Origin of the sequence: Nonomuraea sp. KM88 (assembly GCF_052245635.1) — a bacterium.
Taxonomy (GTDB): Bacteria; Actinomycetota; Actinomycetes; order Streptosporangiales; family Streptosporangiaceae; genus Nonomuraea.
In genome coordinates this window covers 104,688-128,179 of record NZ_JBQQCC010000023.1, presented here as the reverse complement: position 1 = coordinate 128,179, position 23,492 = coordinate 104,688, and the positions used below count along the sequence as shown (strand labels likewise).

The window sequence follows — 23,492 nt, the reverse complement described above, 5'->3', positions numbered from 1 at the left end:
AACCCTGAGGCAGTGGCCATGATCGGACTGCGCCAAGGCACCGCCGGTCTCGCCTCGGCCTGCGGCTCCGACCCGCGGGCCCCGTCCTGCGGGCGTCGAAGGGAGGGTCACGGCACGCAGAGACGATCTTTCACCCCAGTGCCACCCTGAACGCGGAAGTCGCCCGGCGTGTCAGCAGAATTCGGCAACAGGGTCGACCGAGGGTGCAAATCCCGGCTCGTACGCCCGGGCGCCACGGGCGTGGTCCCGGAAGTCCACCTGCTCGTACGGGTCGGCCAAAGCGAGGCCGGGGAACCTTTGGAGCAGGAGGGGGAAGGCGATGCGCATCTTCATGCGAGCCAGCGGCGCCCCGAGACAGTGGTGCACGCCGTGGCCGAACGCGACATGACCGGCGTTGCCGGTCAGGAAGCAGCGGGCACGGGACTTGGCTCTGCGGGCTGTCGTGCGTACACCTCGATCTCGAACTTCATGCGTGGATCGGCCAGGCCGCACACGAGCATCGTCGCGGCAGGGCGGATGTCGCCGAAGCAGCGGCGCAGGGTCGGCCAGCACGGCTGGAAGTCCTCACGGTCGGGTAGCAGGTATCTGACCCGGACGACGTCGGCGAACGAGCAGCCCGCTTCGTCCAGTGCCGATCCAACGTTGCGCAGGGCCTGCTCGGCCTGCTCGACCACGTTGGCGGAGATTGTCATGGTCGTGTAGTCGAACCCGGTCGTCCCGGACACGTGCACCCAGTCGCCGTCGATCACCGCCCGCGCGTAGCCGATCTCCTCTTCGAAGGTGGATCCACTCAAGATCACGTGTCGCTCTGTCATGTGGCGAAAGGTAGGCAACCAGCAGCGATATGTCCAATACCTATCCGAGACTTATCTGATATTCCTGAAGATATGGATCGTCCTGAGCTCAGCCTTCAGCAGCTTCACGCCTTCGTGGTCCTCTCCGAGGAGCTCCACTTCGGGCGCGCAGCGGATCGGCTGGGCATCGCGCAACCGCCGCTCAGCCAGCAGATCCGCCGTCTGGAAGCGAAGGTTGGGCACCCGCTGTTCACCCGAGGACCCGGCGCGGTCACTCTCACCGCGGCAGGACAGCAACTCCTGCCCGTCGCTCGGCGTGCACTCGACGAGATTGCCGTCGGCCTGGACGCGGCCCGACGCACTGGCAGTGGCGAGGCCGGTCGCATCCGGATCGGCTTCTCCGCATCGCTCGCGCTGACCGTCCTGCCGGGCTTGTTGCGCGCCTACCGCGACCGGTTTCCCCAGGTGGATATGGAGATCCGTGAGATGACCACAGCGCCGCAGGTGTCCGCTCTGCACGAGCATGTGATCGACGTCGGGCTCCTGCGCGAGCCGCCGGGCGAGCCGGGGCTGGCGACCGAGACGATCTTGTCCGAGGAGTTCATCGCGGTCCTGCCGGCCGCCCACCACCTTGCGGCCCAGCGCGTCCTCCCGATCGAAGCACTCGCGGACGAACCGTTCGTGTTGCTGCCCCGTAGTGCCGGACCGATGTTTCATGATCGGATCCTCGACTTGTGCCGCAGCGCGGGTTTCGAACCCCGCCTCGGCCAGCAGGCGGTCGAATGGCAGACGGTCTGCGCGCTCGTCGAGGCAGGACTGGGCGTGTCACTCGCCCCGGCGAGCATCCGCCGGATCCGCCTCAACGGTGTCGCATACCGCCGGATCGAACCGAACAGCGCGCGCACCACCGTCGCAGTGGCCTGGCGTCGTGACGACCAGAACCCCCTGGTCACACGATTCCTTGAGGCCGCCCGCGGCGAACCCTGAATCCTTTCCTCCCTCTCCGCGCATCGACCAACACATCGGAGTCATGCGTTGAGACGGTGATCCACTCGGCGGCGGTGGTCACCTCTTCCAGCACGTCGGGCGTGACCACACGCACCAGCGGCACGCCCCGCGTCGTCTCGGTGCCGAACGACGGAACGGTGAGTCCAGCGGCATCGCGATCCGCCGCAGCTCCACCCCGGTGATCTTCATGCGTTCCTCTGCACCACGTAGTAGGTCTTGCGATGGAAGCCTGTCACCGTGGCACCCTCCTCCATGAGACCGCCCAGAACGTCGCGCATGGCGTGCCGCCACGCCTTGGCGGCACCGGTGTCCACCCCGCGCAGCCGCTCGATGCCCTCGGGGACCGCGACCAGCACCACGCGCCCGTCGGTACGGCACTCGACCGGGCGGCCGCCGTCGTCGCCCAGCCCGACCACGGCGTCCTCCGGCACCGCCGGCAGACACGGCACCCGCCGGACCGCCGCCTCGACCCGCGGCTCGGTCAGCGGCCACACGGCCAGGATCCGGTCGGACTCGTCGCCCTGGTTGATGGCATCGGCGCGGTCCAGCGCCCACTGCCGCTGGTGCAGCTTCAGTTCGAAGCCGATGCCCCGTCCCGCTGCCGCGCCCGTGTTGTGCGAGTGCAGGGTCGAGTCCTGCCCGAAGAAGCCCACCGACGCCCCGACCATCCGGTCGCCGTCGAAGGCACCGGAGACGTAGTTGCCCGCGTGGGTCAGCGCCCGCATCAGCCCGGCGGTGATCGGCCGGCTGTCCGGCTCGAATCCCCAGATCTGCTCGAACAACTCGTCGACCTGCTCGAACTGCTCGTTCGCATGGAGTTCCCTGATCACGGTCGAGGTCGTCATGGTCGAGGAGTCGCAACCGGTGGTTTCCGACACGTGCACGCGGTCGCTGTCGACGACGGCCCTGGCGTACCCGATCTGTTCCTCGAAGGTCGATCCGCTGAGGATCGCGCGTCGCTCCGTCACCCGACGAACGCTAGGAGGACCAGGGGTGATACGTCCAATACGCGTCGGTCGATGTAATGATATCGGTAAACGTATGGACCGTCCCCAGCTTCTCTGCCAGAACCTGGTCTGACCGGCCAGGACATGACAGGATGCAGCCGGTCCGGACGGCACGAGGCGCCTCGTCGATCGCCCTCCCCCTCTCTCTTAGTCTGACACCGCCCGGACCCGGCCCTGGCCGGCTTCCTGGCAACAGGCATCGGCGCGGCCTGAATCATCGGGCTGGACCCCCTCTTACGCAGTGCTGGCTGTCCAGGAGGGGAGGGTGAAAGGCATGACCCGGACGGCTCCGGCCCCGCAGTCGGCCACCGCGTTCCGAGCGCTGCGCGGGCGGCGGCAACTGCTCGGTGTCGTCGTCGCCACGCAGGAACTCCAGCGCCTCGTCCACGGCGGGGTGCGACAGTCGCGAACCCTGTACCACTGCCTCCGCCATCAAATAGTGGATGCGAGCTATCTTTCGGGTGGTTTCGACAGCGTGAAATGGGACCGATTGTCAGTCACTCTTGGGGCCATTTAGCGATCACTCAGCCATGATCTGAAGGCGAATCGTGGTACCACTCCGAAGCGGTCGTGGCTCTGGGCACGAGCACATGCGATCCCCAAGCGCCCCATGCCCCATGACTTCTGACGGCGGTCCAAGCGTCAGCGGGTGTCCTCGCAGACCTTCCAGCCTCGAGCCGGGGTGGACCTGCAACGGAACCATTTCGTGCGGTAAGTGCAAGCCGCGTTCGGGGGAGAAGGCCAGACGTCAGCTAGCGTTACCACCGTTGATGTCGAGTCCTGGGGGTGACAGTGATGGCGGCAGAGGAATCGAACTCCAGGGGCACAGCGGCGGCGCCGCGGCGCCGCCGTGACGCCGCAGCGACGCGGCAGGCGCTGCTGGAGGTGGCCCGCCAGCGGTTCGCCCGTGACCGCTTCGAGGCGGTCAGTGTCAGGGACATCGCCGCGGAGGTCGGCGTCAACGTCGCCCTGGTGTACCGCTACTTCGGGTCGAAGGCAGGGTTATTCGCCACGGCGGCGGCGGACTCGGCGATGTTCGGGCAGTTGGACGTACCGGCCGAGGAGCTGCCTGACCGGATGGCCGAGCTGCTGGCGTCAAGCGCGGCGCACTCGCCCGGCCTGGACGACCTGCTCACGGTCTGGCGGCTCATCGGGGAGACCGCCGATGAGGAGGGGCTGCCCGAGAAGGTGCGGGACTACGCCGAGAACAATGTCGTCGGGCCGTTCGCCACAGTCGCGGCCGGCGACGACCCGCGGCTGCGCGCGGAGCTGGCCGCCGCGCTTCTCGCTGGGATCAGGGTGCTGCGGTGGGCGTCCCCGCAGGGACGGCTGGCCACCGCGCCGCCCGAGCAGGTGGTCGAGTACGTCCGCCAGGGAGTGCGGGCACTGCTGCACGGCAGTGCCGGGGAAGGCAGTAAGTAAACGTATTTACTTACTAAACGGGCTGACGCTATCGTGCGGATGTAAACGTGTTTACTTCGTATGGAGCCTGCCATGAAGACACAGCGCACGCACTACGTCACCACCACCGACGGCGTCACCATCGGCGGAACCGTGCACGGCCAGGGACGGCCACTGGTGTTCCTGCATGGGGGCATCGGCGACGGCGACATCGACTGGAACCGACTGCTGGAGCACCTGACCGGCCGGTTCATCTGCCATCTGCCGAGCATGCGCGGCCGTCGCCTCAGCGGCGACCACCCCGACCTCAGCCCGGGCCGACAGGTCGACGACGTCCTCGCCTACCTCGACAGCATCGGGGGGCCGACCGGACTGGTGGGCTGGTCCGCCGGCGCCAACCTGGCACTCGGCGCGGCAGCGCGGTCCGACGCGGTGGACGCGGTGGTGCTCGTGGAGCCTCCGATACGGGGCCTGATGGACGAGCGGGAGCAAGCGGTTATCGGCGACGCCGTTGCCCGGATGGGAGAACTGGCCGCCGAAGGCGACTTGACGGCTGCCGTCCGCGCGTTCGCGGGCGGGCCCTTCAACGACAGGGAGATGGCTGTGGCCGAGGACGCCGGCTACTTCGAGGCCGCGGGCCGCTATGTCCCGCACCTGCTCAACATGCTCCAGCAAGTGGTGGCCTACGAAGGCCCCACCGCTGAGGATCCGGCCGTGCTCGGCGCGATCTCCGCTCCAGTGCTGGTGTTGCACGGATCCGACAGCATGCCCTTCTACCACGCCAGCGCGCGGCACGTGGCCGATCACGTCCCCCACGCACGGGTGCGCGAGATCCCCGGCGCCGGGCACGCCGCCCCGCTCACCCATCCCGAGACACTCGCCAAGACGTTCGCCGAGTTCTTCGTAGCTGCGCGGCCGTCTGGGCATGTTTCATAAGCGGGTTCCATTGCAGGTCCACCCCCGACTCGGTCCAGCGGCAGGCCAAGGAAGATGGTGTCAGCGCGGGTCTGAGCGCGACGGATCTCGTCTTTCATCTCACGCATCTGATCGCGAAGCTCGCGCATGTTCCGCGTAAGGACGGCAGTGCGCAGGCGGGTCTCCTCGAGCCGTTGCCGCAGACCCTCGACCTGCTCGCGCCAAAGGCTGCCAAAAGCGTGAGAAAGTCGGGACAGCCAAGAAGCTGATCACCGTTTGTCGGGATCTCCTTGAGTCCCGATGCTCTTCCTCGACACTGTGATGATCGCCGTTGTGCGTCCCGGGTCAAGATCGTTCGTCCTCGGCTTCGCCTCCGGGCGCTGCATCTTGACCCGCTCCTCCCAGCGGCGGACCAGGGCGTTGTCGAGGAAGGCCAGAAGAAGGGTCAGCCAGCGGCCTTGCTCCCGGCGTCGGTGTGAGCGCGGGTCTGAGCCAGCCGGTAGGACTCGGTGCCGGTCTCGATGATGTTGCCGCCGTAGGTGAGCCGGTCCACGATGGCGGCGCAGAGCCGCGGCTCGGTAAATGTCTTTGTCCATCCCGAAAACGACTCATTTGAGGCAATCGCGATACTGTTGGTCTCCTCCCTCTCGGTCAGAACCTGGAACAAAAGTTCGGCTCCGCGACGATCAAGCTCCATGTAGCCCAGCTCGTCCAGGCAGAGGAGATCGACGCGGCCGTAGCGGGCGATGGTCTTGGTCAGCACCTTCTCATCGGCGGCCTCGACCAGCTCGTTGACAAGCTTGGCGGCCAGGGTGTACTTGACCTTGAACCCGGCCATTGCGGCCTCGGTGCCCAGCGCGATGAGCAGATGCGACTTGCCCGTCCCCGAATCGCCGATCAAACACAGCGGCAGGTGCTTGCGCACCCAGCCGCAGCCGGACAGCGTGTTGATGACGGCCGGGTCGACGTGGGGGTTGGCGTCGAAGTCGAACTCGCGCAGCGACTTCTGCCGCGGGAAGTTCGCCATCTTGATCCGCCGATCGGAGGCTCTGCGGGCGCGGTAGTCGCATTCGGCCATCAGCAGCTCGGCCAGGAAGCCCAGGTAGCTCATCTGCTCGCGGGCGGCCTGAACGGCCAGGTCGGTGAACTGGCCGCGCATGGTCGGCAGCCTGAGTTTCTGGCAGGCCTGGTAGATGGCGGCCTCGGCGGCTTCCTCGGTCAGCCCGCGGCGGTGAAAGGTGGTCATGACTCTCTCCCTCGGATGCGGGCCGACCGCCGGGGCGACGGCGCAGCAGCTGGTCATAGACGGCCACCGACGGCAGCGGCCGGGTGTCGGGCGGCAGCTGGGCCAGCCGCCGGGTGGTCAGCGACACCACCGCGGGCTCATCCAGCCAGGCCAGCCACTCCGGCCGGGACGGGATCGGGCCCGGAACGGAATCGCCGTCGGACTGAGCGGCCTTGCGCGCCTCCAGTGCGACGGCGTCGGCGGTCAGCGCGCCCACCGTCAGAGCGGCCGCGATCCCGGCCACCACGTGCCGATGCTCCATGTGCCGGTGCAGCAGCAGCACCTCGATCAGCGCCCGGGTGCCAGCCGCGTCCCCATGCTTGCGACGCGCGGCCGCCCACCACACCTCGTGTGCAGCGGTGAAGGTGCCCGCAGCCCGAGCCTGCTCCAGCGCTGGATCTGAGCTTCGAAGGCGGGTCGGTCACCCTCCAGGTGATCGCTGACCTTCAGTTCACGATCACCTGGACGGGGTCATGGCCGCCCTGCTCACACCATCTTGGTGTTCATCTCGGGGAAGTGGCGGGCGGTCGGCGCCCACGGCCGTTGCCGCCTCCACGACCTGCCGCGCGCCTGCGCCTTCGGCCGAGCGGTGGGTGCGGCCGTGCCGCCGCGAACTTCTCGACCATGTAATTTTCGGCAGGCGCAGGACCATGCGCTGGAAGGGCCCTTGAACGCTTTCCAGGTCGTCTTGGAGGGCTGCCTTACCCCGGCCGGCCTCTGACCACTTCAATGGCAGGGCGTCAGAACTGCCAGGCGTCGTCGCGCAGGAGCACCACCTTCCCGCCGGGCCCCAGCCCGGTGACCGTGACGTCCGGGCCGCCGACCATGAAGTCGACGTGCACGCGCGAGGTGTTCACACCCGCCGCGTCCAGCCGTGCGGGATCGTCCGTACGCAGGTGGGCGGGCGCGCCAGGAGGCAGCCCGGCGCCCCAGGCCAGGTGGCAGGTGGCGTTCTCATCCAAAAGGGTCTCCAGGTAGGTGATGCCGCTTTCGCCCACCCGCGAGGAACGATCGACCAGAGCGAGCTCGCCCAGCCGGGCCGCTCCCGCGTCGGTGGCCTGGTGCGCGCGAACGACGTCAGCTCCGGTGCTCGCCCTGACACCGGTCACGACGCCATCGGCGAAGGTCAGCTCCAGGTCGCGGATGACGGTGCCGTCGAGGGACAGCGGCCGGGTGGCGCGGACCGTGCCGTCGACGCGCCGGTAGTCGGGGGTGGTGAACACCTCCTCGGTCGGCAGGTTGGCCTGGAACGGGCGGCCCTTGACGTCCTCCAGGCGGGCGGCGGTCCAGTGGGCGTCCGGGAGCAGGCCGATGGTCAGGTCGGTGCCGGGGCCCTCGAACCGCACGGCGTCCAGGCGCATCTCGGTGAGCCGTCGAGCGCGATCGAGCAGTTCGGCGATGCGCTGCCGCCACGCCGCGCGCGGATCGGGCTCGTCGAGACGGAGGATGTGGCGCAGGTGCCGCCACAGCCTGGCCTGGTCGGGTTCGCCGAAGACGGCACGGGCCCACTCGGGGGTGGCGTAGGGGACGATCGTCCAACGGACCAGGTTGTTGAGCTGGAGCCGCTGCCGTGAGGTCAGCGACGGCATGCGGTCCAGCCCGACGCGTACCGGGTCCAGCCCGGCCAGGAGGTCGGGGGCGGTGGCGCCGCGGATGTTGACGATGATGCCGCCGTGCCGTCCCAGCTCGTCGTTGCGGGCGTCGAGCCACGAGGGCACCTCGGCCAGGCTCGCGGTGTCGGCGTGCCGGACGCGAGATCGTTTGGCGTACGGGTCGAAGTACCAGATGTCGGCGTAGCGGGCGCCTCTGGCGTAGGCGGCCTCGGCCAGGGCGCGGGCGAGCTGGGCGTGCTCGATCTCGGCGTTGATCAGCACCCGGTCGTCCGCCAGCAGGGGCACGGCCACGTCGAACACGACGTCGGCATAGCCGGACAGGTCAGCGGGGGGAATGGTCAAGGGGGGCTCCTTCGCGTTCGTTGTGGCGCATGGGCAGGAACAGCAGCGCCCCGGCGGCGGACACGACGCCCGCGAGGGTGAAGCCGGCGGCCAGGCCGAACCGGTCGGCGAGGACGCCGAGGGCCAGGGCAGCGCTGAGGAATCCGACGTCGAAGAAGGCCGTCGTGGTGGCGACGGCGGATCCGCGCTCGCCGGCGGGCAGGCCGTGCACCGCCATCCTGAGGAAGGCGGGCAGCCCGAGGCTCTGCCCGGCGCCGATCAGCGCGATCGCGCACCATGTCCCGACCGGCGAGAGCCAGACGGCAAGCAGGATCGATCCCGTCCCGGTCAGCAGGAGGGAGGCGACGGCCAGGCGCGCCGGGGCGGCCTTGGCGAGCAGGGGATGTCCGGCCAGCCGGACGGCGACGAGGACGCCGCCGTAGACCAGGAAATGGAGGCCGCCGGAGCCGCCGCCGAGCGCGGCGACGTGCAGCGGCAGGAAGGCGCTGATGGCGGTGTAGCCCCACACGGAGGCCAGGTAGCCGAAGCCGGGTCGTAGAGCGGACGTGTGGTACAGCTGGGCCCGCCCGGATCCGGGATCCGGGCTCGCGCTCTCCGTGTCCGGGCTCATGGTCCTCGGCAGGGTGAGGCCGAGCGCCGCCGACCCCAGCGCCACGGCCGCGGCCGTGATCCAGACGGCGGCGAACCCGGATGCGGCGTACAGCGTCTCGGCGATGACGGGCCCCGCGAGCAGTCCGGCGTTGACGGCGACGGAGAAGTGGTTGATCGCCGCGCCGGGCCGCCGGTGGTCGCCGGCCAGAGCGGCGAGGCCGACGTAGGCCAGCGCCTCACCGGCGCCGGCGACGCCGCGCAGGACGAAGAAGAGCGGTAACTGTCCGGCGGCGAGCAGCGCGAGGGACGTGCCGGACAGCAGCAGCGCGCCCGCGCACAGGGCCGTGCGGCGTCCGGCCCTGTCGGCCACCCGTCCGGCCAGCGGGCGGGCGAGCACCCCGGCCGCCGCGGTGACGGCCAGCGAGACGCCCACCATGCCCGCCTGCTGGCCCAGCGGGCCGGTGAGGTATCGCGGAACCGCCGGGATGAGCAGCCCGATCGACAGGAACGCGCCGGCCGCGCAGAGGAGCAGGCGGCCGATCATCATTCGTCACGCAGTTCGAACAGGAGCGCGGTCATGCTGACCTTGACGCCGTCGTGCGGCGGTCCGGCCTTGTCGTGCAGGAGCGCCACGGCCTGGTCGATCAGGCCGACGATCTCCTCCCAGACGGGCCTGGCCAGCCATACCTCGGCGTCCATGGACGTGCGCTGGCGATCGGTCTCAGCCAGTCGCCTGGCCAGGTCAGTGCTCATCGCCTGGTGGAGGAGTTGCCGTCCCTCGGACCGGTCGAGGCGCTCGCCGCTGGACGGGTCGTAGCGGTAGCGCAGTTGCGGGCGGCCCTTGCCTGCCCGCGGCCGCTCGTCCGTCTGCTGGAGGAAGCCCGCTTTGGCCAGCTGGCGCAGGTGGTAGCTGGCCGAGGCGTGCGCGATGCCCAGTTCGTCGGCGACCTCGGTGGCCGACATCGACGCGCCGGTGAGCAGCGACACGATGCGGATGCGCAGCGGGTTGGCCAGGGCGCGCAGGGGGACAAGGTCATCCCGATTTTCCAAAGACACCTTGGGATAATAAGTTGTCCAACAACCATGGGGAAAGAGGTGGGTTCACGGATGTTGCTGACGATCCTCGGCGGATGCGGTGCGTGGCCGGCGGCAGGCCAGGCCTGCAGCGGTTACCTCGTGGAGCACGACGGGTTCAGGCTGCTCGTCGACCTTGGGTATGCGACGGTGCCGCGGTTGCTGGAACGGGTCAGCGCCGATCAGATCGATGCGGTGTTCGTCAGCCACGGACATCCCGACCACTGCGCCGACCTCAACCCGCTGTTGCGGGCACGCACAATGCGCGATGACCCGCCGGCGCCGTTGCCGGTGTACTCGCTGCCCGGCGCCCTGGATGCGGTGCTCGCGCTGGACCGCCCAGGGGTGCTGGCCGACGCCTATGTCCTGCACGAGTTCACCGTCGGCAGCAGATTCGACATCGGCCCGTTCCGCGCACAGACTCGTCTGCTGCCGCACTCGGTACCCAATGCCGGCATACGGCTGACAGCGGGCGGACGGGTGCTCGCGTACGCCGGCGACAGCGGCCCGGGTCCCGACAGGGTGGAACTGGCGCGTGGCGCTGACCTGCTACTGGCCGAGGCTACCTACGTGAGCCAGGTCCCGGAGGGCTCCCGACGTTACCTGACAAGCGCCCGGCAGGCAGGCCGGCAAGCCCTGGAAGCCGAGGCCCGGCGCCTGTTGCTGACGCACCTGCAGCCAGGCACGGACACCTCAGCCGCGCGAGCCGCCGCTGGGGCCACATACGACGGTGAGATCGGCATCGCCACGCCCGGTCTCGTCTTCGACCTTTCGTGAGCCACGGTTCCATCGATCGCTCGCGGCGTCCTCCTCGATCACCGGCAGCAGTAGCGCGTTCTTGCGCGCGGCGGGCAGAGCGCTGCGTCATGGGTGGCGATGCTGCGATCGCCAGGTCGGACGCCACGGCCTCCGCTGGCATCAGTTCAGGAACGAGCCTTCACGTGCCGGGGACGGCTTGGCGAGCGGACCCGCACCGGCCGGCCGCCTCGGCGATCAGCCTGTCCTGCATGGCCACCGGCAGGGGCCGGTCGCCGGACAAGCGGCGCGCAGGTCATCAGGCGCGCGCATCGATCAGACCCTTTCCGTCGCGCCTGCGATCACTTGACGGCGTCCGTCTGGGAAAGGTACCTTCGCCGTAAGTGGAGAAAATTTCTCCGATTACTGGAGGTTCCATGAGCGTTCTCAGCCGGCCCGCTTTCCCGATGCCCAGGTCGTGCCCCCTGTCGCCCCCTCCGGAGTACGCCCGGCTGCGTGCCGAGTGCCCGGTGTCGAAGGTCGTCCTTCCCGATGGCCGGACGACGTGGGTGATTACCTCGTATGCGCTGGCTCGCGAGTTCCTCGCCGACCCACGCGCGAGCAAGGACACCACACGTCCCGGCTATCCGAGTCCGGCTCCCGGTTTCCGGGCGGCCACGCAGGGTCTGGCCAGGGGGTTCGTCTTTCAGGATCCGCCAGAGCACACCCGGCACCGGCGCATGGTGGCTGACGAGTTCGCGGTCAAGCGGGTGCAGGCCATGCGGGCATACGTGCAAGAGGTGGTGGATGAGCGCATCGACGTGCTGATGGCAGGCGAGCGGCCGGCCGACCTCGTCCGGGAGCTGGCCCTGCCGGTGCCGTCGCTGGTGATCTGCGAGCTGCTCGGCGTCCCGTACGACGACCGGGAGTTCTTCCACAGCCGTACCGCAGCGGCCGTCTCGCGGTCGAGCCCGCCCGAAGAGCGCGTGGGCGTGCTCGGCCAACTGCGGGACTATCTGTCCGAACTCGTGGACCGCAAGGAACGCGAGCCCGCCGACGACCTGATCAGCCGCCTGATCGACAAATACCGGCGGTCGGGCGACTACGACCGCGAGCGGATCGTGGTCACCGCCACGATGCTGCTGGTGGCCGGCCACGAGACTACCGCGAACATGATCGCGCTCGGCACGGTGGCGCTGCTGGAGCATCCCGACCGGCTCGCCGAACTGGAGTCCGATTCAGCGATCATGCCGAAGGCGATCGAGGAGCTGCTGCGTTACTTCAGCATCGCCGACGTCGGCACCGCCCGGGTGGCGACGGCCGACATCGTGCTGGGCGACGCCGTCATCGGCGAGGGAGAGGGAGTGATCGCCCTGGGCGCCGCAGCCAACCATGACCCCGCCGCCTTCGACCACCCCGGCGAGCTCGACTTCCACCGCAGCGGCGCGCCGCACATGGCCTTCGGCTACGGCATCCACCAGTGCCTGGGCCAAAACCTCGCCCGGCTGGAGCTCGAGGTGGTGTTCACCGCGCTGTTCTCCCGGATTCCCGGGCTGCGGCTGGCGGTGCCGGCGCGTGAGCTGCCTTTCAAGGACGAGGCGAACATCTACGGCATCCACGAGGTGCCGGTCACATGGTGAGGGACAGCACGATGCGAGTGCGGATCGAAGAGGACAGATGCATCGGTGCCGGGCAGTGCGTGCTGGCCGCGCCGCAGGTGTTCGACCAGCGGGAGGAGGACGGGGTGGTAGTGCTTCTCGACCCGACGCCGCCCATCGAGAAGTCCAGGGCCGTACGCGAGGCGGCCACACTCTGCCCCGCGCTGGCCATCGCGCTGGAGAAGGACTGAACGCCATGCCCGGTGTGGTCATCGTCGGCGCCTCGGCCGCAGGGCTGTCCGCGGCTGAAGCCTTGCGCGAGGCGGGCTGCGACAGGCCGATCACTCTGATCGGCGCCGAGCCCCACCTCCCCTACGACCGGCCGCCGCTGTCGAAGCAGGTGCTCCTGGGCCAGTGGGACGCCGACCGGACCGTCCTACGCACCTGCGACCAGCTCGCCGGCCTCGACCTGCGGTTGTCCACCGAAGCGGTGGCCCTGGATCCGGACAGCCGCGAGATCACCCTCGTGGACGGGGAGCACATCGGCTACGAGCACCTCATCATCGCTACCGGCGCGCAACCCAGGCGCCTGCCGGGCGACGGCCAGGAGGGTGTGCACTATCTCCGCACCCTGGACGACGCCCTGGCCCTGCGCGATCGGCTGACAGCGGAATCCAGGCTGGTGGCGATCGGCGCCGGGTTCGTCGGTTCGGAAATCGCCGCCGCAGCGCGGGCCATAGGGGCGCACGTCACACTGATTGGCCAGGGCCCCGCCCCGATGTCCGAAGTCCTCGGACCCGTGCTCGGCGGGCTGATGGCCCGCACGCACGCCGACCACGGCGTCACCCTGCTCATGCGCGCCGAGGTCGCCGCCCTACTCCCGGAAGGCACCCGGGTCGGCGGCGTCGTATTGACCGATGGACGCACCGTGCCCGCCGATCTGGTGGTCGTGGGCATCGGCTCGGTGCCCTCCAGCGGCTGGCTGACCGGCAGCGGCCTGCCGGTCGACAGCGGCGTCCTTTGCGACCGCTACGGCAGCGCAGGCCCCGGTGTGTCCGCGGCCGGTGACGTAGCTGCCTGGTACCAACCCGTCCTCGGCTCCCAGGTCCGGATCGAACACCGGACGTCCGCCACCCAGCAGGCGAGGTGCGTGGCACACAACCTGCTCGGCGGCCGTACCGAACCTGGCATTCCGTATTTCTGGACCGACCAGTACGGCCTGCGCCTGCAGGTCTGGGGCTACCCGACCGGCGATGCCGCGTTCGCCGTCGTGGAAGGAGACCTCGAAGACCGCCGCTTCCTGGCCGTTTACGGTCGGGCCGGCCGCGTGATCGGGGTTGCAGGTATGGGCCTGCCACGTCAATTCCGCGAGGCCCGCGCTCTCATCGGCACCCCAATGCTCACAAAGAAAGGATGATCGATATGAAAGCCCTGGTAGCAAGGGCCTACGGCCCGCCGCAAACCCTCAGGATCGAGGACCTGCCGATCCCGGAGCCGGGACCCGGCCAGATCCAGGTCAAAGTGTCCGCGGCCTCGCTCAACCCCGCCGACCTCATGATGACCAGCGGAGACATCAGGGAAGCATTCGAAACCCGCTTCCCCTACGTCCCGGGATCGGACTTCGCCGGTACGGTCACAAGGCTCGGCACCGGAGTCGTCGCCTTCGCGGAAGGTGACGAGGTCTTCGGCTTCGGCGTCCCGCCCTCCTACGCCGAGCGATTCGGCCTGCCCGCGGTCACCTCGGGTGGCTTGGCCGAGTACGCGACCTTCCAAGCCAACGGCCCTTTCGTTGCGCACAGGCCCGCCGGCCTGGCCCCGGAGACGGCGGCGGCGCTCGCGAGCACCGGCATGACAGCCGCCGCTGCCATCCAGGACGGCGACTTCCAGCCGGGGGAGACAGTCCTGGTCATCGGCGCGACAGGAGGTGTGGGCAGCATCGTCGTCCAACTTCTGGTCAAGGAGCGCGAGGCGGAGGTCGTCGCCACCGCACTCCCCGAATACGCCGGCTATGCCCGCACTCTGGGCGCGACGCACACGATCGACTATCTGACCACCGACGTCGTCACCGCGACCCGCAGACTCCACCCGGACGGCGTGGACGCCATCGTCAACCTCGTCCTCGACGGAGACCGGCTGGCAGAGGCTGTCAAGGCGCTCAGACCAGGCGGTCGGGTGATCAGCACCACGTTCAGCTCGCTCGGCAGCGAAGACGTCACGGTGAAGATCGTCGACGGTCCCCCAAGCCTGCGTGCCGACACCTTCCCCACCCTCGCCGCTCGCGTGCTCGACGGCACGCTGGTGGACATGATCAGCCGCAGGTACCAGTTTGACCAGGCAGCCCAAGCCCTCGCCGACCTCGCCGCCGCTCCGAACACCCGGGGAAAATGGGTCATCTCAATGACGTGAGGGCCCGTCTTCCGGGTCCGCCCTCCACGACCCTCCTGCCTGCGGTTTTGCAGAAAGATCTCTGGCTTTCGGGGCGAGGGCCGAACGTTTTCCGACAGATGATCTTTCGCTCGCTTTTACGGATGGGTTGATGGGATGACCACGACCATGATCTTGATAGCCAATTGAGGAGTGACATGGGAGTCGAGCGAACGGATTCCGGCGTGTCGCGGCGTCAGGCGTTGCGCGCCTCACTGACCGCGGCCTCCGCCCTGGCGGCGACCCAGACGGTCGCGACACCGGCCCGGGCAGGCACGGAGGCGGCCCACGCGGGCGCGGACTCCGGGGTCAGTGCGGTCGTCCCCGGTCCGCGTGGCCAGTTCGCCCGCAACGTGGAGGTCGTCGGCTACACCGACATGGATCACCGGCCGGCCTTCAAGCTCGCCATCCGCCGTGTGGGCGATCGGTGGTATCTCTACACAGGTCACTTCTGGCACTCGGGCTGGAGCGTCGTGGACGTCACCGATCCGCGGCGGCCGGAGGTGGTGGCGTTCGTGCCGGGGCCTAAGGACACCTGGACCCTGCAGGTCGATCTGCACGGCGACATCATGGTGACCGCACTGGAGCAGATCTTCCCCAATTTCGGCGGTGACCCGGAGGCCTCCTTCGAGGAGGGCATCTACATCTGGGACATCAAGGACCCCGTACGCCCGCGACGGCTCGGCCACTACACGACCGGCGGCACCGGGACGCACCGCAACCTCTACCCGGGTGGACGCTACGTGCACGTGGCGGCGGGCGCGAAGGGATTCCGCGGCAACATCTACTCCATCGTCGACATCGCGAACCCGTCCCGGCCCAGGGAGGTGGGGCGTTGGTGGGTGCCGGGACAGCGGGACGGCGAGAAGGGCACGCCCGCCCCCGAGCTGCCGCACACACACGGCTTCTGCTGCGCGAACGGCGCGGACGTGTCCCTGCACGGGCCCCCGTACGTCACCGGCGACCTGGCCTACCTGCCCTACGGCGCGGCCGGGCTGGTCGTGCTGGACATCTCCGACGTGACCCAGCCGAAGCCGGTCGGCGGCCTGAACTTCAGCCCGCCCTTCCACTCCCGCTTCGGTGTGCACGGCGTGCTCCCGATCCCGGACAGGAAGATCGCCTTCGCGAACTCCGAGGACGTCTCCTACGGCAAGGGCGCCGCCCCGCACGCCTCCATCGTGGACATCTCCGATCCGGCCAACCCCTGGCTGTTGTCCCTGCTGCCCACCCCCGAACCGCCACCCGGAGCGCCGTACGAGGACTTCTCCGGCAGGGGCGGCTGGAGCGGGCCGCACAACATCAACCACCACCAGCACCACCCCGACGTGCAGAAACAAGGCGACCTGTTCTACGTCGCGCACTTCAACGCCGGGCTGCGGATCTATGACGTCTCCAACACCCGTCTGCCGCGCGAGGTCGGCTACTTCGTGCCTCCAGACCCCGTCCGCAGGTACGGCCCGATGCCTGAGGGGGAGTTGGTGGCCCAGACGGAGGACGTCGTGGTGGACACCCGCGGCAACATCTACGTCTCCGACAAGAACCAGGGCATATACATCCTCCGCTATACCGGCCGCGGCAGGGGCTGACGGAGCAGATCGAGGAACTGCGGTTATCGGGCTTCTTCCGCAAAGGAGGTGTTTCCGGCCTCTGGGCCGGCGGGGTCCCAGGTCACATGAGGCGAACCCGGCAGCGCAGTTGTGTCGAGGTACCTGGGCTCGAGGAGGCGCTCGGTGAACTTCCAGCCATCCGGGGTGCGCTGGTAGCGGTCGTGGAACAGGCCGTACATGAGGACCGACCTGCCGTCGCGCTGGCGACCGATCTCGAAGATGGATTCCCGGCCGGTCGCGGTGTCACCATCGAGTTGGATCGTGCCCGGGTGCACGTTCTGCACCCAGAACTCCCACGCACCCTGCAGCCGTTCGATACCGGCGCGGATCTCCTTCCGCCCGGTGAACTCGACGTCGGCGGGGGGTATCCGCCACACCGCGTCCCGGGTGAACAGCGACGCGAAACGGTCATAGTCGCCGATCATTGCCGCGTCGGCGTGGTCGCCCCGCAGCGCCTCGATCTCGACGCGGTCGGCGATGGCCTGCAGATCTCTCATCGGTTTCCTCTCTCCTGCGAACGTGATGGATGACGGCATCGGGCTCCTGCCGGAGGGTGCTGCCGGGTGCATCCGCGGGCGCGTGTTCTGCTGGTGGTGTCAGAATCCGATCCCAATCTGCCCCTATCCGCTTGCCGGCGTAGCGGGAGCGATCGTCCATGGTGATCTACTTGCCGCAGTGGCGGTTACAGATCATCGACGAATGGGGCCGGCGCGTCGGGACGGCCGGCGAACATGATGGGGATCACACTGCAGTGGCGAACGGAGAAGGAGGCCAAGGCCTCCCACTGCGACCACGACGACTTCTGACCCAGATCCCGGGCCCGGCGAATTGCGACGTCGTCCCGCAGCCGGTGGAGCGTCGAGCCCGCGTCTTAGGCCTCAGTCAACGGGGGTGTCAAGCCAGGAGCCGTTGAGCATGACGGTACGGCCGCTGAACTCCGCCAGAGAATTCCATGCGAGTATCCGCTTGGGGCAGAGGCGGATGTACAGGAACATGTCCGGAGTATCGCGTGGATCTGTCGATACCTCTGCGTACGCCTCGGCCGAGGCGACGTCGATGTCGGGTACGTCGAGCAGAATCGTGTAGGCGTCGATCAGGACGACGTCAGCGGTGTCTCCGATCGCCAACCGCGCCGTCGGCCTCGCCCGCAGGTTCGAGACCGTGCGACTGCGGCGGAAGGTCGCGGAAGTCAAGGTCGAGCCGTTCCAGACGTAGGCGACCGGGATCAGATGTGCCCCGTGACCGTCGCTGGCGGTGGCCAGCCACATCTGGAATCCGCTGCTCAGACGGTCAAGGGTGTCGGCTCGTCGCTGTGGGAGGTCACGCGCTGGCGGCAGGGTTGCTGAGGACATGTCTACTCCTTCATAGAGGCTCACATTCTGAAGACGAACGGGCGAGGGACAGCTTCGACGCTGCCCACGAATATGTGCAGTGGGCTGGCGGAACGCGACATGTCCACAATGCACCGGGGACTCCGTCGATCAGTGCCAGGGATGCGTGGAGGGCGCGGCCGGAGAGGGTCTCGGCGACCGCGGAGCGGCGCCGCTCCCCGGATGCGGCGCTGGGCTCGGCTGGCGAGCTTTGTGGCTGCGGTCGGCGTCCGGTACACGATGGGAGCGATCTCCTCGAACGGCACAGCGAAGATGTCATGCAGCACGAAGGCCAGGCGCTCGTTGGGAGCCAAGGTGTCCAGCACCACCAGCAGTGCGACCCTCTCTGCCAAGGTTTGTTGAGACAGTTGTGACTAGAGTTCATCTGAGTGATGAGGAGTAAGGATCTCAACGAACTGTGAGCACCACACTGGCCGGCCGCGCACTGCGGCAGATCGTCCATGATGGGACGGTGGGCTCGGCCAATCAGAACGAGGGACCGCGCGCGGATCGGCCGCGGCGGCGGACGTTCACGCCCGAGTACAAGCAGGCGATCCTGGCCGAGTACGACGCGTTGACCGAGCCGGGCGCGCGGGGCGCGCTGCTGCGGCGCGAGGGGCTGTACTCCTCGCACATCGCCGAGTGGCGACGCGCGGCCGAGGCCGGGGCGCTGGACGGGCTGGCCAGGAACACTGCGCGGGCTCGGAAGAGTGGCGAGCAGGCCGAGCTGGAACGGCTGCGGCGCAAGGTGGAGGCGCTGGAGGCCGAGCTGGCGCGCAAGGACGCGGCGCTGGACCTGGTGGGAAAAGCACATGCGCTCTTGGAGACGCTCTCCGGGAGCGCGGACACAAGGCCGCCGTCGAAGCGGCGATAGGCCAGGTCTTCGAGCAGGTGGAGGCGCTGACCTCGACGAGTGCGGCGTGTCGGCTGCTGGGCAAGTCCCGCGCCACCCTGTATCGCGAGCGCGTCCGGCTGGCCGGTCCCCAGCGCAAGCCCGGCCCCGTCGGGGCGCCGGCCAACGCGCTGTCGGCGGCCGAACGTGAGCAGGTGCTGGCGATCCTGACCGACGTGCGCTTCGCCGACAAGGCGGTGGCCCAAATCTGGGCCGAACTCCTGGATGAGGGCATCTACCTGGCCTCACAATCGACGCTGTACCGGATCTTGCGGGAGGAGAACCTGATCCGGGAACGCCGCCGGCTGGCCGCCCATCCGGCCAAGGTCAAGCCCGAACTGGTGGCCACCCAGCCCAACGACGTGTGGAGCTGGGACATCACCCGCCTGCCCGGGCCGGCACGCGGCATCTGGTATCAGCTGTATGTGATGCTCGACATCTTCAGCCGCTATCCGGTGGGCTGGCGGCTGGAGCCGGCCGAGGACGCCGAGATCGCCGAGCAGTGGATGGCCGACCTCATCGCCCTGCACGGACGGCCCGGCGCGATCCACGCCGACCGCGGCCCGTCGATGACCTCGAAGAACGTCGCCCAGCTGCTGGTCGACCTCGGCGTGCAGCGCTCCCACTCACGACCCCGTGTCTCCAACGACAACCCCTACTCCGAAGCCCAGTTCAAGACCCTGAAGTACCGCTTCGACTTCCCCGGGCACTTCGACTCGATCGAGCACGCCCGGGCCTTCTGCGAGGACTTCTTCGACTACTACCGGCACGAGCATCGCCATTCCGGGATCGGGCTGCACACCCCGGCCTCGGTCTACTTCGGTCAGGCCGCGCAGATCCAGCAGCAGCGGGCCAAGGTCCTGGCCGCTGCCTACGCCGCCAACCCCACCCGATTCGGCCGCCCACCCAGCCCGCCGGCACTCCCGACCGCCGCGTGGATCAACCCACCGACCCCACAAGCACTCATAGCGTCCAAATAGCAGGAAACTGTCTCAAAATTCTTGACAGGTACCGCGAGGCCGACCGAGTCGGACACGATCGCCTGATGCTCGGGATCGACCCTTGTGTCGTCTCTGCGTTGAGCCAGGTGCAGCGCGGGCACGTCCAAAGGTTCTTCGCTTCGGGCGGTGCGTGAGCGCAGCATGGTCAGCGCTACGCGGGCGACGACAGTGGTGAGCCACCCGCGCAGGTTCTCCACCTCGCTGGTGTAGGACCGGTTGAGCCGGAGCCAGGTTTCCTGGACGGCGCCGTCGGCCTCGGCCGCGGAGCCGAGGATCTGGTGGGCCACCGCCCGCAGATGCCTCCGGTGCTCCTCGAACCGGTCGGTCAGAAAGTCGTGCTCGTTCATCGGTCACATTCCTCCGGCGCGGCAAGTCATTGTCTATGACTCGCGAAACGTCGCGGGTGTGACCAGCAGAGTGACGACCGCGCTGGGCGGTGAGCCCTTGGTGCCGTTCATCGGCTGGCGTAGCTGTCCCATCGGAGGAAGAATCATGTCCGCACGCACCTCGTCTTGGCTGCGCACCGCCTTTTACTGGGTTCTAGCCGCAGAGTTCTTCGTCGGCTTCGCCACCAAGTTCTGGCCTGGCCCGACATTCTTTGGTCCGGCGTACGCGGTGAAGTTCGTCGATTGGGGGTTTCCCCCCTGGTTCAGATTCGTCGTTGGCGTCATCGAGCTGATCTGCGCGATCTTGCTGGTCATCCCATCCGAACGGTCCAGATTCATCGGCGCCGCAGGGCTGGTCTTCCTCCTTACCGCCGCGGTCACTACGCACCTCATCGATGATGCGCCCCTGTACGAAGAGGTCTCGGCCCCCATTCACCTGGTGCTCACGGCCATGGCCGCCCTGGCGAACTGGCCGTCTGACTGGAAAGACCTCATACGGCCGCAACGGGATAGCAGTGCCGCGCCGTCACGCGTACGAGGCGTGGAGCACAGCAACCGATGATCGGCGCCATCGACTCCATCAACCCGCGCGTATCCCGTGTACTGGGCCGCCACCCTGATCATCGCGGCCGAGTCGTTCGTGGGCGGCTTCTGGGACCTGCTGCGGACCGCTTACGTCCGCTCGGAAACCCTGGCCGCATGCAGGCCCTCGGCTGCCCCGCATACTTCCTGCTCATCATCGGATCTTGGAAGGTCCTGTCCGTCCCGGCCATACTCCCGCCGGGATCCACCCGGTTGAAGGAATGGGCCTACGCCGGTGCATTCTTCAACTTCTCCGGCGCGGTCATCTCCCACCTTGCGTCCGGCTCGGAGTGGTACCCGTCGGCTACACCTTCCAGTTCACCCTCTGCACACTCATCTCCTGGGTGCTACGCCCCAGCAACCGGGTCCTGGGCAACCTGTATCCGCACCTGGGAATGCGCCAATCTCCCGACGCCATCCTGCACACACACTCCAAAGAGCGCGCTTCGGCCACCCACCGGGTCGGTTGTCTTTAGTCGAGGCTGAAGCGCGCCCCCAGTGCGCCGGGGTCCAACCCCTACCATCCGCCATTCGCCGCCGGTACAGCTCGGCGACCCGCGGCCGGTCGATCCGCTCGCGGGCCTGCGATGACGCGATCGCGGACTATCTGGTGAGGTTGGTCGGCTCCCTGAGCCACGTCAGCTTCTGCGGGTTCGCCACCGCGTGGATCCGGCTCACCTGCCCGTTCTCAACCATCAGGCTCACCGCGGCCACTTGGCCGTCGGTCTCGATCCGGCCGGCGGGCGCGCCGTTGAGCCAGACGGCCGACACCGTCCGGTTCGGGCGCGCGAGGGACTCCGCTACGAGTTCGGGCCCATGGATCGGAGCTCGGGCTGCGGACGCGAGCCCGCCGCCGTCGACGATCAGGACCACGTCTGGCGCCAGGACCTCCATCAGCTCCTTCACCTGCCCGGTGCGCACCGCGGCCAGGAACCGTTCCACCACGATTTGTTGCTCCGACCGGCTCACCCGTACCCGGGGCTGACGGGCAGCGACACGGTCGCGGGCCCGCCGGGCGATCTGCCGCACCGTGGCCGCGGACTTCTCGACGGCCTCGGCGATCTCGCCATAGGGCATCTCGAAGACTTCGCGGAGCACGAACACCGCACGTTCCGTCGGAGCGAGCGTTTCCAGTACAGTCAACATCGCGATCGAGACCTTATCCACAAGGTCGATGTCCTCGGCGACGTCAGGGCTGGTCAGCAGCGGTTCCGGAAGCCACTCGCCGACGTAGTCCTCGCGGATGCGTGACAGCGTGCGCAGGCGGTTGAGCGCTTGCCGGGTGACGAGCCGGACGAGGTAGGCCCGCGGGGCGCTCACCTGCGCGTGATCGATACCGGCCCACCGCAGCCAGGACTCCTGCAGCACATCCTCCGCGTCGGTCGCCGATCCGAGCATCTCGTAGGCGACGGTGAACAGCAGGCTGCGGTGGGTCAGGAACGGGTCCTCGGCCATCGCGTCCCCGGTCACGCCGTCGACGCCGCGCCGGACTTCCCCGGGATCTTGGCCAGCGGAATCTCACAGGATTCGGAGAAGCCCTGCGAGGCGACCCCGTTCGCCACATTGGCCCTGGTCGCCAGGTTGACGTAGGCGATGTACGCGGTGAGCTCGACCATCGCCGCAGGGCCGAGCCGCTCCAGCAGACTCGCGTACTGCTCGTCGGTGACGGTCGGCGGTGTGTTCGACATGGCCTCGGCGTACCCCATCACGTCCCGCTCCAGCGGGGTGAACACATCCGAGGTCCGCCAGCGCGGCACCTGGCTGGCCTTGGCCAGGTCCAGATCGTCGTTCTGCGCCTGGAAGTACCCGGCGTCGAGGCACCAACTGCAACCGATCTGTGCCGCGACGGCCATGTGCGCGAACGACTTGAGGCTCGTGTCGGCCGCATTCCAAGCGCCTACTTTGCCGCCGAACTCCACGTTGTCACGAGCTAGTGCGGGGCTGTTCCACAACACCTCGACGTTCTCGGGCACGCTGCCGAATTGCCTGATCATGTTTTCCCTGAGGTCGGCGGGAAGCTCGGCCTTAGGAACGCGTAGCGCCATGATGTTCTCCTCTTAGGTGTGCGTTCTGGCTGTTCGACATGAAGACACCGCCGGGGCCGCCGAATGTGACAGCTTGTGATCTGCCGCCGCCGCGGCACCTGTCCCCAGGGCCCTCCTCGCGCCATAACCGGTTCCGCTCAGCCGCTCGGTGGAGGGGCTGAGCGTGATTTTTCGTTCCACTACTGCATCAGGGCCTTCGATGCCGGGCTTGCGAAAGGCGACCGAGGTGCCGGCGGGGGCGCCACCAGGCCGATTCTGTTCTGCGGTGATGTCGAATGCTGTCGAGCCCGTTCGTAGCCAAGGTGACACCGTCTCACTGTTGGTCGAGCCGGCTCCTGTCAATCGAGCTCAGGCGATCGGCGGCATCGGGGTCTGCTTCGCCGATGCGGTTCAGCAGGCGGTGCAGCAGGGCGCGGAGAGCCTCGAAGTCCTCGGGGCTTGTCAGTTCGGCCCACCGTTCCTCGATTCGGTCCCCTGCGCCGGCCGCCAGCGGCTGGACCGCTCTTCCCCGTTCGGTGAGCACGATCAGCCGCGACCTGGCGTCGCGGGGATTCGGGAGGCGTTCCAGGTAGCCCGCCCGTTCCAGCTGGTCGACCGATTGCGCCATGGTCTGTTTCCGCACACCGGCGCGAAGGGCCAGGTCACGGACCTGGATTCCCTCCGGCGGGACGAACGGGAACACCTTGGCATCCCCGGAGCGGATGTCGCCGAATCCCGCCTCGGCAAGGGCCGCCTCAATGCCGGCGGCGTACTCGCGGTGGAGCAGGCGCAGCAGCAGCGAGAATCGCAGCCGCTTCGTGGAGGAATCTCCGTTCATATTGA

General features: G+C 68.3%; 26 protein-coding genes and 2 pseudogenes. 13 read left to right on the top strand and 15 right to left on the bottom strand.

The window, feature by feature from the left end:
* Positions 1-171: 171 nt before the first annotated feature.
* On the bottom strand, positions 172-492 hold the full coding sequence (locus ACTWPV_RS43420; protein ID WP_443156256.1) for a cytochrome P450: 321 nt from the start codon (positions 490-492) through the stop codon (positions 172-174).
* Positions 402-815: a RidA family protein gene (locus ACTWPV_RS43415; RefSeq protein WP_347649562.1), complete on the bottom strand. Its 414-nt coding sequence runs from the start codon at positions 813-815 to the stop codon at positions 402-404. The genes ACTWPV_RS43420 and ACTWPV_RS43415 overlap by 91 nt, the downstream gene beginning before the upstream one ends.
* 72 nt (positions 816-887) lie before the next feature.
* Between ACTWPV_RS43415 and ACTWPV_RS43410 the strand changes: the two genes are divergently transcribed.
* Entirely contained in the window at positions 888-1,781 is an 894-nt protein-coding gene (locus ACTWPV_RS43410; RefSeq protein WP_443156255.1) for a LysR family transcriptional regulator, read from the top strand.
* A 206-nt stretch (positions 1,782-1,987) separates the two neighbouring features.
* On the opposite strand, the gene ACTWPV_RS43405 is transcribed toward ACTWPV_RS43410, so the two are convergent.
* On the bottom strand, positions 1,988-2,770 hold the full coding sequence (locus ACTWPV_RS43405) for a GNAT family N-acetyltransferase (protein WP_443156254.1): 783 nt from the start codon (positions 2,768-2,770) through the stop codon (positions 1,988-1,990).
* An 834-nt stretch (positions 2,771-3,604) separates the two neighbouring features.
* Here ACTWPV_RS43405 and ACTWPV_RS43400 point away from each other — a divergent pair.
* Positions 3,605-4,231, top strand: a complete 627-nt coding sequence (locus ACTWPV_RS43400) for a helix-turn-helix domain-containing protein (RefSeq protein ID WP_443156253.1) — start codon at positions 3,605-3,607, stop codon at positions 4,229-4,231.
* A 72-nt stretch (positions 4,232-4,303) separates the two neighbouring features.
* Entirely contained in the window at positions 4,304-5,146 is an 843-nt protein-coding gene (locus ACTWPV_RS43395) for an alpha/beta fold hydrolase (RefSeq protein WP_443156252.1), read from the top strand.
* A gap of 424 nt (positions 5,147-5,570) precedes the next feature.
* Here ACTWPV_RS43395 and istB read toward each other — a convergent pair whose 3' ends face one another.
* The 5 genes and pseudogenes from istB to ACTWPV_RS43370 form a co-directional block, all read right to left on the bottom strand.
* Positions 5,571-6,371: an IS21-like element helper ATPase IstB gene (gene istB / locus ACTWPV_RS43390; protein ID WP_443156251.1), complete on the bottom strand. Its 801-nt coding sequence runs from the start codon at positions 6,369-6,371 to the stop codon at positions 5,571-5,573.
* Positions 6,367-6,804, bottom strand: a pseudogene (locus ACTWPV_RS43385) (IS21 family transposase); the annotation flags it as partial. The pseudogene ACTWPV_RS43385 and the gene istB, both read right to left, overlap by 5 nt.
* Positions 6,805-7,150: 346 nt before the next feature.
* Positions 7,151-8,365 (bottom strand): aminopeptidase, encoded by a 1,215-nt coding sequence (locus ACTWPV_RS43380; RefSeq protein ID WP_443156250.1) that lies wholly within the window; start codon positions 8,363-8,365, stop codon positions 7,151-7,153.
* Positions 8,346-9,503, bottom strand: a complete 1,158-nt coding sequence (locus ACTWPV_RS43375; protein WP_443156249.1) for an MFS transporter — start codon at positions 9,501-9,503, stop codon at positions 8,346-8,348. The genes ACTWPV_RS43380 and ACTWPV_RS43375 overlap by 20 nt, the downstream gene beginning before the upstream one ends.
* Positions 9,500-10,012, bottom strand: coding sequence for an ArsR/SmtB family transcription factor (locus tag ACTWPV_RS43370; protein WP_443156248.1), 513 nt, complete (start codon positions 10,010-10,012; stop codon positions 9,500-9,502). Before ACTWPV_RS43370 ends, ACTWPV_RS43375 begins: the two co-directional genes overlap by 4 nt.
* Positions 10,013-10,063: 51 nt before the next feature.
* Here ACTWPV_RS43370 and ACTWPV_RS43365 point away from each other — a divergent pair, with 51 nt between their 5' ends.
* From ACTWPV_RS43365 to ACTWPV_RS43340, 6 genes are all read left to right on the top strand, one after another.
* A complete protein-coding gene (locus ACTWPV_RS43365) occupies positions 10,064-10,807 on the top strand; it encodes an MBL fold metallo-hydrolase (protein WP_443156247.1) in 744 nt (247 codons plus the stop codon).
* Positions 10,808-11,202: 395 nt separating this feature from the next.
* Positions 11,203-12,405, top strand: a complete 1,203-nt coding sequence (locus ACTWPV_RS43360; RefSeq protein ID WP_443156246.1) for a cytochrome P450 — start codon at positions 11,203-11,205, stop codon at positions 12,403-12,405.
* Positions 12,406-12,416: 11 nt separating this feature from the next.
* A complete protein-coding gene (locus ACTWPV_RS43355) occupies positions 12,417-12,614 on the top strand; it encodes a ferredoxin (RefSeq protein WP_347649661.1) in 198 nt (65 codons plus the stop codon).
* 5 nt (positions 12,615-12,619) lie between these two features.
* Positions 12,620-13,780 (top strand): NAD(P)/FAD-dependent oxidoreductase, encoded by a 1,161-nt coding sequence (locus ACTWPV_RS43350; protein WP_443156245.1) that lies wholly within the window; start codon positions 12,620-12,622, stop codon positions 13,778-13,780.
* A 5-nt stretch (positions 13,781-13,785) separates the two neighbouring features.
* Positions 13,786-14,769 (top strand): NADP-dependent oxidoreductase, encoded by a 984-nt coding sequence (locus ACTWPV_RS43345; RefSeq protein ID WP_443156244.1) that lies wholly within the window; start codon positions 13,786-13,788, stop codon positions 14,767-14,769.
* 176 nt (positions 14,770-14,945) lie between these two features.
* Positions 14,946-16,373 (top strand): LVIVD repeat-containing protein, encoded by a 1,428-nt coding sequence (locus ACTWPV_RS43340; RefSeq protein ID WP_443156243.1) that lies wholly within the window; start codon positions 14,946-14,948, stop codon positions 16,371-16,373.
* Positions 16,374-16,396: 23 nt separating this feature from the next.
* Here ACTWPV_RS43340 and ACTWPV_RS43335 read toward each other — a convergent pair whose 3' ends face one another.
* The 3 genes and pseudogenes from ACTWPV_RS43335 to ACTWPV_RS43325 form a co-directional block, all read right to left on the bottom strand.
* Entirely contained in the window at positions 16,397-16,891 is a 495-nt protein-coding gene (locus ACTWPV_RS43335) for a nuclear transport factor 2 family protein (protein WP_443156242.1), read from the bottom strand.
* Between the two features lie 381 nt (positions 16,892-17,272).
* Positions 17,273-17,662, bottom strand: a complete 390-nt coding sequence (locus tag ACTWPV_RS43330) for a hypothetical protein (RefSeq protein WP_443156241.1) — start codon at positions 17,660-17,662, stop codon at positions 17,273-17,275.
* Between the two features lie 269 nt (positions 17,663-17,931).
* A pseudogene (locus ACTWPV_RS43325) lies at positions 17,932-18,105 on the bottom strand (RNA polymerase subunit sigma-70); the annotation flags it as partial.
* Between the two features lie 77 nt (positions 18,106-18,182).
* Between ACTWPV_RS43325 and ACTWPV_RS43320 the strand changes: the two are divergent.
* Together ACTWPV_RS43320 and ACTWPV_RS43315 are read left to right on the top strand one after the other, a co-directional pair.
* Complete coding sequence (locus tag ACTWPV_RS43320) at positions 18,183-18,638, top strand: transposase (protein ID WP_443156240.1); 456 nt, start codon at positions 18,183-18,185, stop codon at positions 18,636-18,638.
* A gap of 17 nt (positions 18,639-18,655) precedes the next feature.
* Positions 18,656-19,636 (top strand): IS3 family transposase, encoded by a 981-nt coding sequence (locus ACTWPV_RS43315; protein ID WP_443156239.1) that lies wholly within the window; start codon positions 18,656-18,658, stop codon positions 19,634-19,636.
* Here the strand turns inward: ACTWPV_RS43315 and ACTWPV_RS43310 are convergent.
* Positions 19,528-20,004: a sigma factor gene (locus tag ACTWPV_RS43310; RefSeq protein WP_443156238.1), complete on the bottom strand. Its 477-nt coding sequence runs from the start codon at positions 20,002-20,004 to the stop codon at positions 19,528-19,530. The genes ACTWPV_RS43315 and ACTWPV_RS43310 overlap by 109 nt on opposite strands.
* Positions 20,005-20,149: 145 nt before the next feature.
* Here ACTWPV_RS43310 and ACTWPV_RS43305 point away from each other — a divergent pair, with 145 nt between their 5' ends.
* Positions 20,150-20,605 (top strand): DoxX family protein, encoded by a 456-nt coding sequence (locus ACTWPV_RS43305; protein WP_443156237.1) that lies wholly within the window; start codon positions 20,150-20,152, stop codon positions 20,603-20,605.
* Positions 20,602-21,111, top strand: coding sequence for a DoxX family protein (locus ACTWPV_RS43300; RefSeq protein WP_443156236.1), 510 nt, complete (start codon positions 20,602-20,604; stop codon positions 21,109-21,111). Before ACTWPV_RS43305 ends, ACTWPV_RS43300 begins: the two co-directional genes overlap by 4 nt.
* A gap of 117 nt (positions 21,112-21,228) precedes the next feature.
* Here the strand turns inward: ACTWPV_RS43300 and sigJ are convergent, their stop codons facing one another.
* From sigJ to ACTWPV_RS43285, 3 genes are all read right to left on the bottom strand, one after another.
* A complete protein-coding gene (gene sigJ / locus ACTWPV_RS43295; RefSeq protein ID WP_443156235.1) occupies positions 21,229-22,095 on the bottom strand; it encodes an RNA polymerase sigma factor SigJ in 867 nt (288 codons plus the stop codon).
* Positions 22,092-22,670: a carboxymuconolactone decarboxylase family protein gene (locus ACTWPV_RS43290; RefSeq protein WP_443156234.1), complete on the bottom strand. Its 579-nt coding sequence runs from the start codon at positions 22,668-22,670 to the stop codon at positions 22,092-22,094. The genes sigJ and ACTWPV_RS43290 overlap by 4 nt, the downstream gene beginning before the upstream one ends.
* Positions 22,671-22,983: 313 nt before the next feature.
* The gene (locus tag ACTWPV_RS43285) at positions 22,984-23,487 is read right to left on the bottom strand and encodes a MarR family transcriptional regulator (RefSeq protein WP_443156233.1); all 504 of its coding nucleotides are present in this window, start codon (positions 23,485-23,487) and stop codon (positions 22,984-22,986) included.
* Positions 23,488-23,492: the final 5 nt, after the last annotated feature.

Excerpts from the sequence above, each read along its gene's own strand:
- ACTWPV_RS43415 (WP_347649562.1), bottom strand. The coding sequence starts at position 815 with ATGACAGAGCGACACGTGATCTTGAGTGGATCCACCTTCGAAGAGGAG.
- ACTWPV_RS43410 (WP_443156255.1), top strand. The coding sequence starts at position 888 with ATGGATCGTCCTGAGCTCAGCCTTCAGCAGCTTCACGCCTTCGTGGTC.
- ACTWPV_RS43400 (WP_443156253.1), top strand. The coding sequence starts at position 3,605 with ATGGCGGCAGAGGAATCGAACTCCAGGGGCACAGCGGCGGCGCCGCGG.
- ACTWPV_RS43395 (WP_443156252.1), top strand. The coding sequence starts at position 4,304 with ATGAAGACACAGCGCACGCACTACGTCACCACCACCGACGGCGTCACC.
- istB (WP_443156251.1), bottom strand. The coding sequence starts at position 6,371 with ATGACCACCTTTCACCGCCGCGGGCTGACCGAGGAAGCCGCCGAGGCC.
- ACTWPV_RS43375 (WP_443156249.1), bottom strand. The coding sequence starts at position 9,503 with ATGATGATCGGCCGCCTGCTCCTCTGCGCGGCCGGCGCGTTCCTGTCG.
- ACTWPV_RS43365 (WP_443156247.1), top strand. The coding sequence starts at position 10,064 with ATGTTGCTGACGATCCTCGGCGGATGCGGTGCGTGGCCGGCGGCAGGC.
- ACTWPV_RS43360 (WP_443156246.1), top strand. The coding sequence starts at position 11,203 with ATGAGCGTTCTCAGCCGGCCCGCTTTCCCGATGCCCAGGTCGTGCCCC.
- ACTWPV_RS43355 (WP_347649661.1), top strand. The coding sequence starts at position 12,417 with ATGCGAGTGCGGATCGAAGAGGACAGATGCATCGGTGCCGGGCAGTGC.
- ACTWPV_RS43350 (WP_443156245.1), top strand. The coding sequence starts at position 12,620 with ATGCCCGGTGTGGTCATCGTCGGCGCCTCGGCCGCAGGGCTGTCCGCG.
- ACTWPV_RS43345 (WP_443156244.1), top strand. The coding sequence starts at position 13,786 with ATGAAAGCCCTGGTAGCAAGGGCCTACGGCCCGCCGCAAACCCTCAGG.
- ACTWPV_RS43340 (WP_443156243.1), top strand. The coding sequence starts at position 14,946 with ATGGGAGTCGAGCGAACGGATTCCGGCGTGTCGCGGCGTCAGGCGTTG.
- ACTWPV_RS43335 (WP_443156242.1), bottom strand. The coding sequence starts at position 16,891 with ATGAGAGATCTGCAGGCCATCGCCGACCGCGTCGAGATCGAGGCGCTG.
- ACTWPV_RS43330 (WP_443156241.1), bottom strand. The coding sequence starts at position 17,662 with ATGTGGCTGGCCACCGCCAGCGACGGTCACGGGGCACATCTGATCCCG.
- ACTWPV_RS43310 (WP_443156238.1), bottom strand. The coding sequence starts at position 20,004 with ATGAACGAGCACGACTTTCTGACCGACCGGTTCGAGGAGCACCGGAGG.
- ACTWPV_RS43305 (WP_443156237.1), top strand. The coding sequence starts at position 20,150 with ATGTCCGCACGCACCTCGTCTTGGCTGCGCACCGCCTTTTACTGGGTT.
- ACTWPV_RS43300 (WP_443156236.1), top strand. The coding sequence starts at position 20,602 with ATGATCGGCGCCATCGACTCCATCAACCCGCGCGTATCCCGTGTACTG.
- ACTWPV_RS43290 (WP_443156234.1), bottom strand. The coding sequence starts at position 22,670 with ATGGCGCTACGCGTTCCTAAGGCCGAGCTTCCCGCCGACCTCAGGGAA.
- ACTWPV_RS43285 (WP_443156233.1), bottom strand. The coding sequence starts at position 23,487 with ATGAACGGAGATTCCTCCACGAAGCGGCTGCGATTCTCGCTGCTGCTG.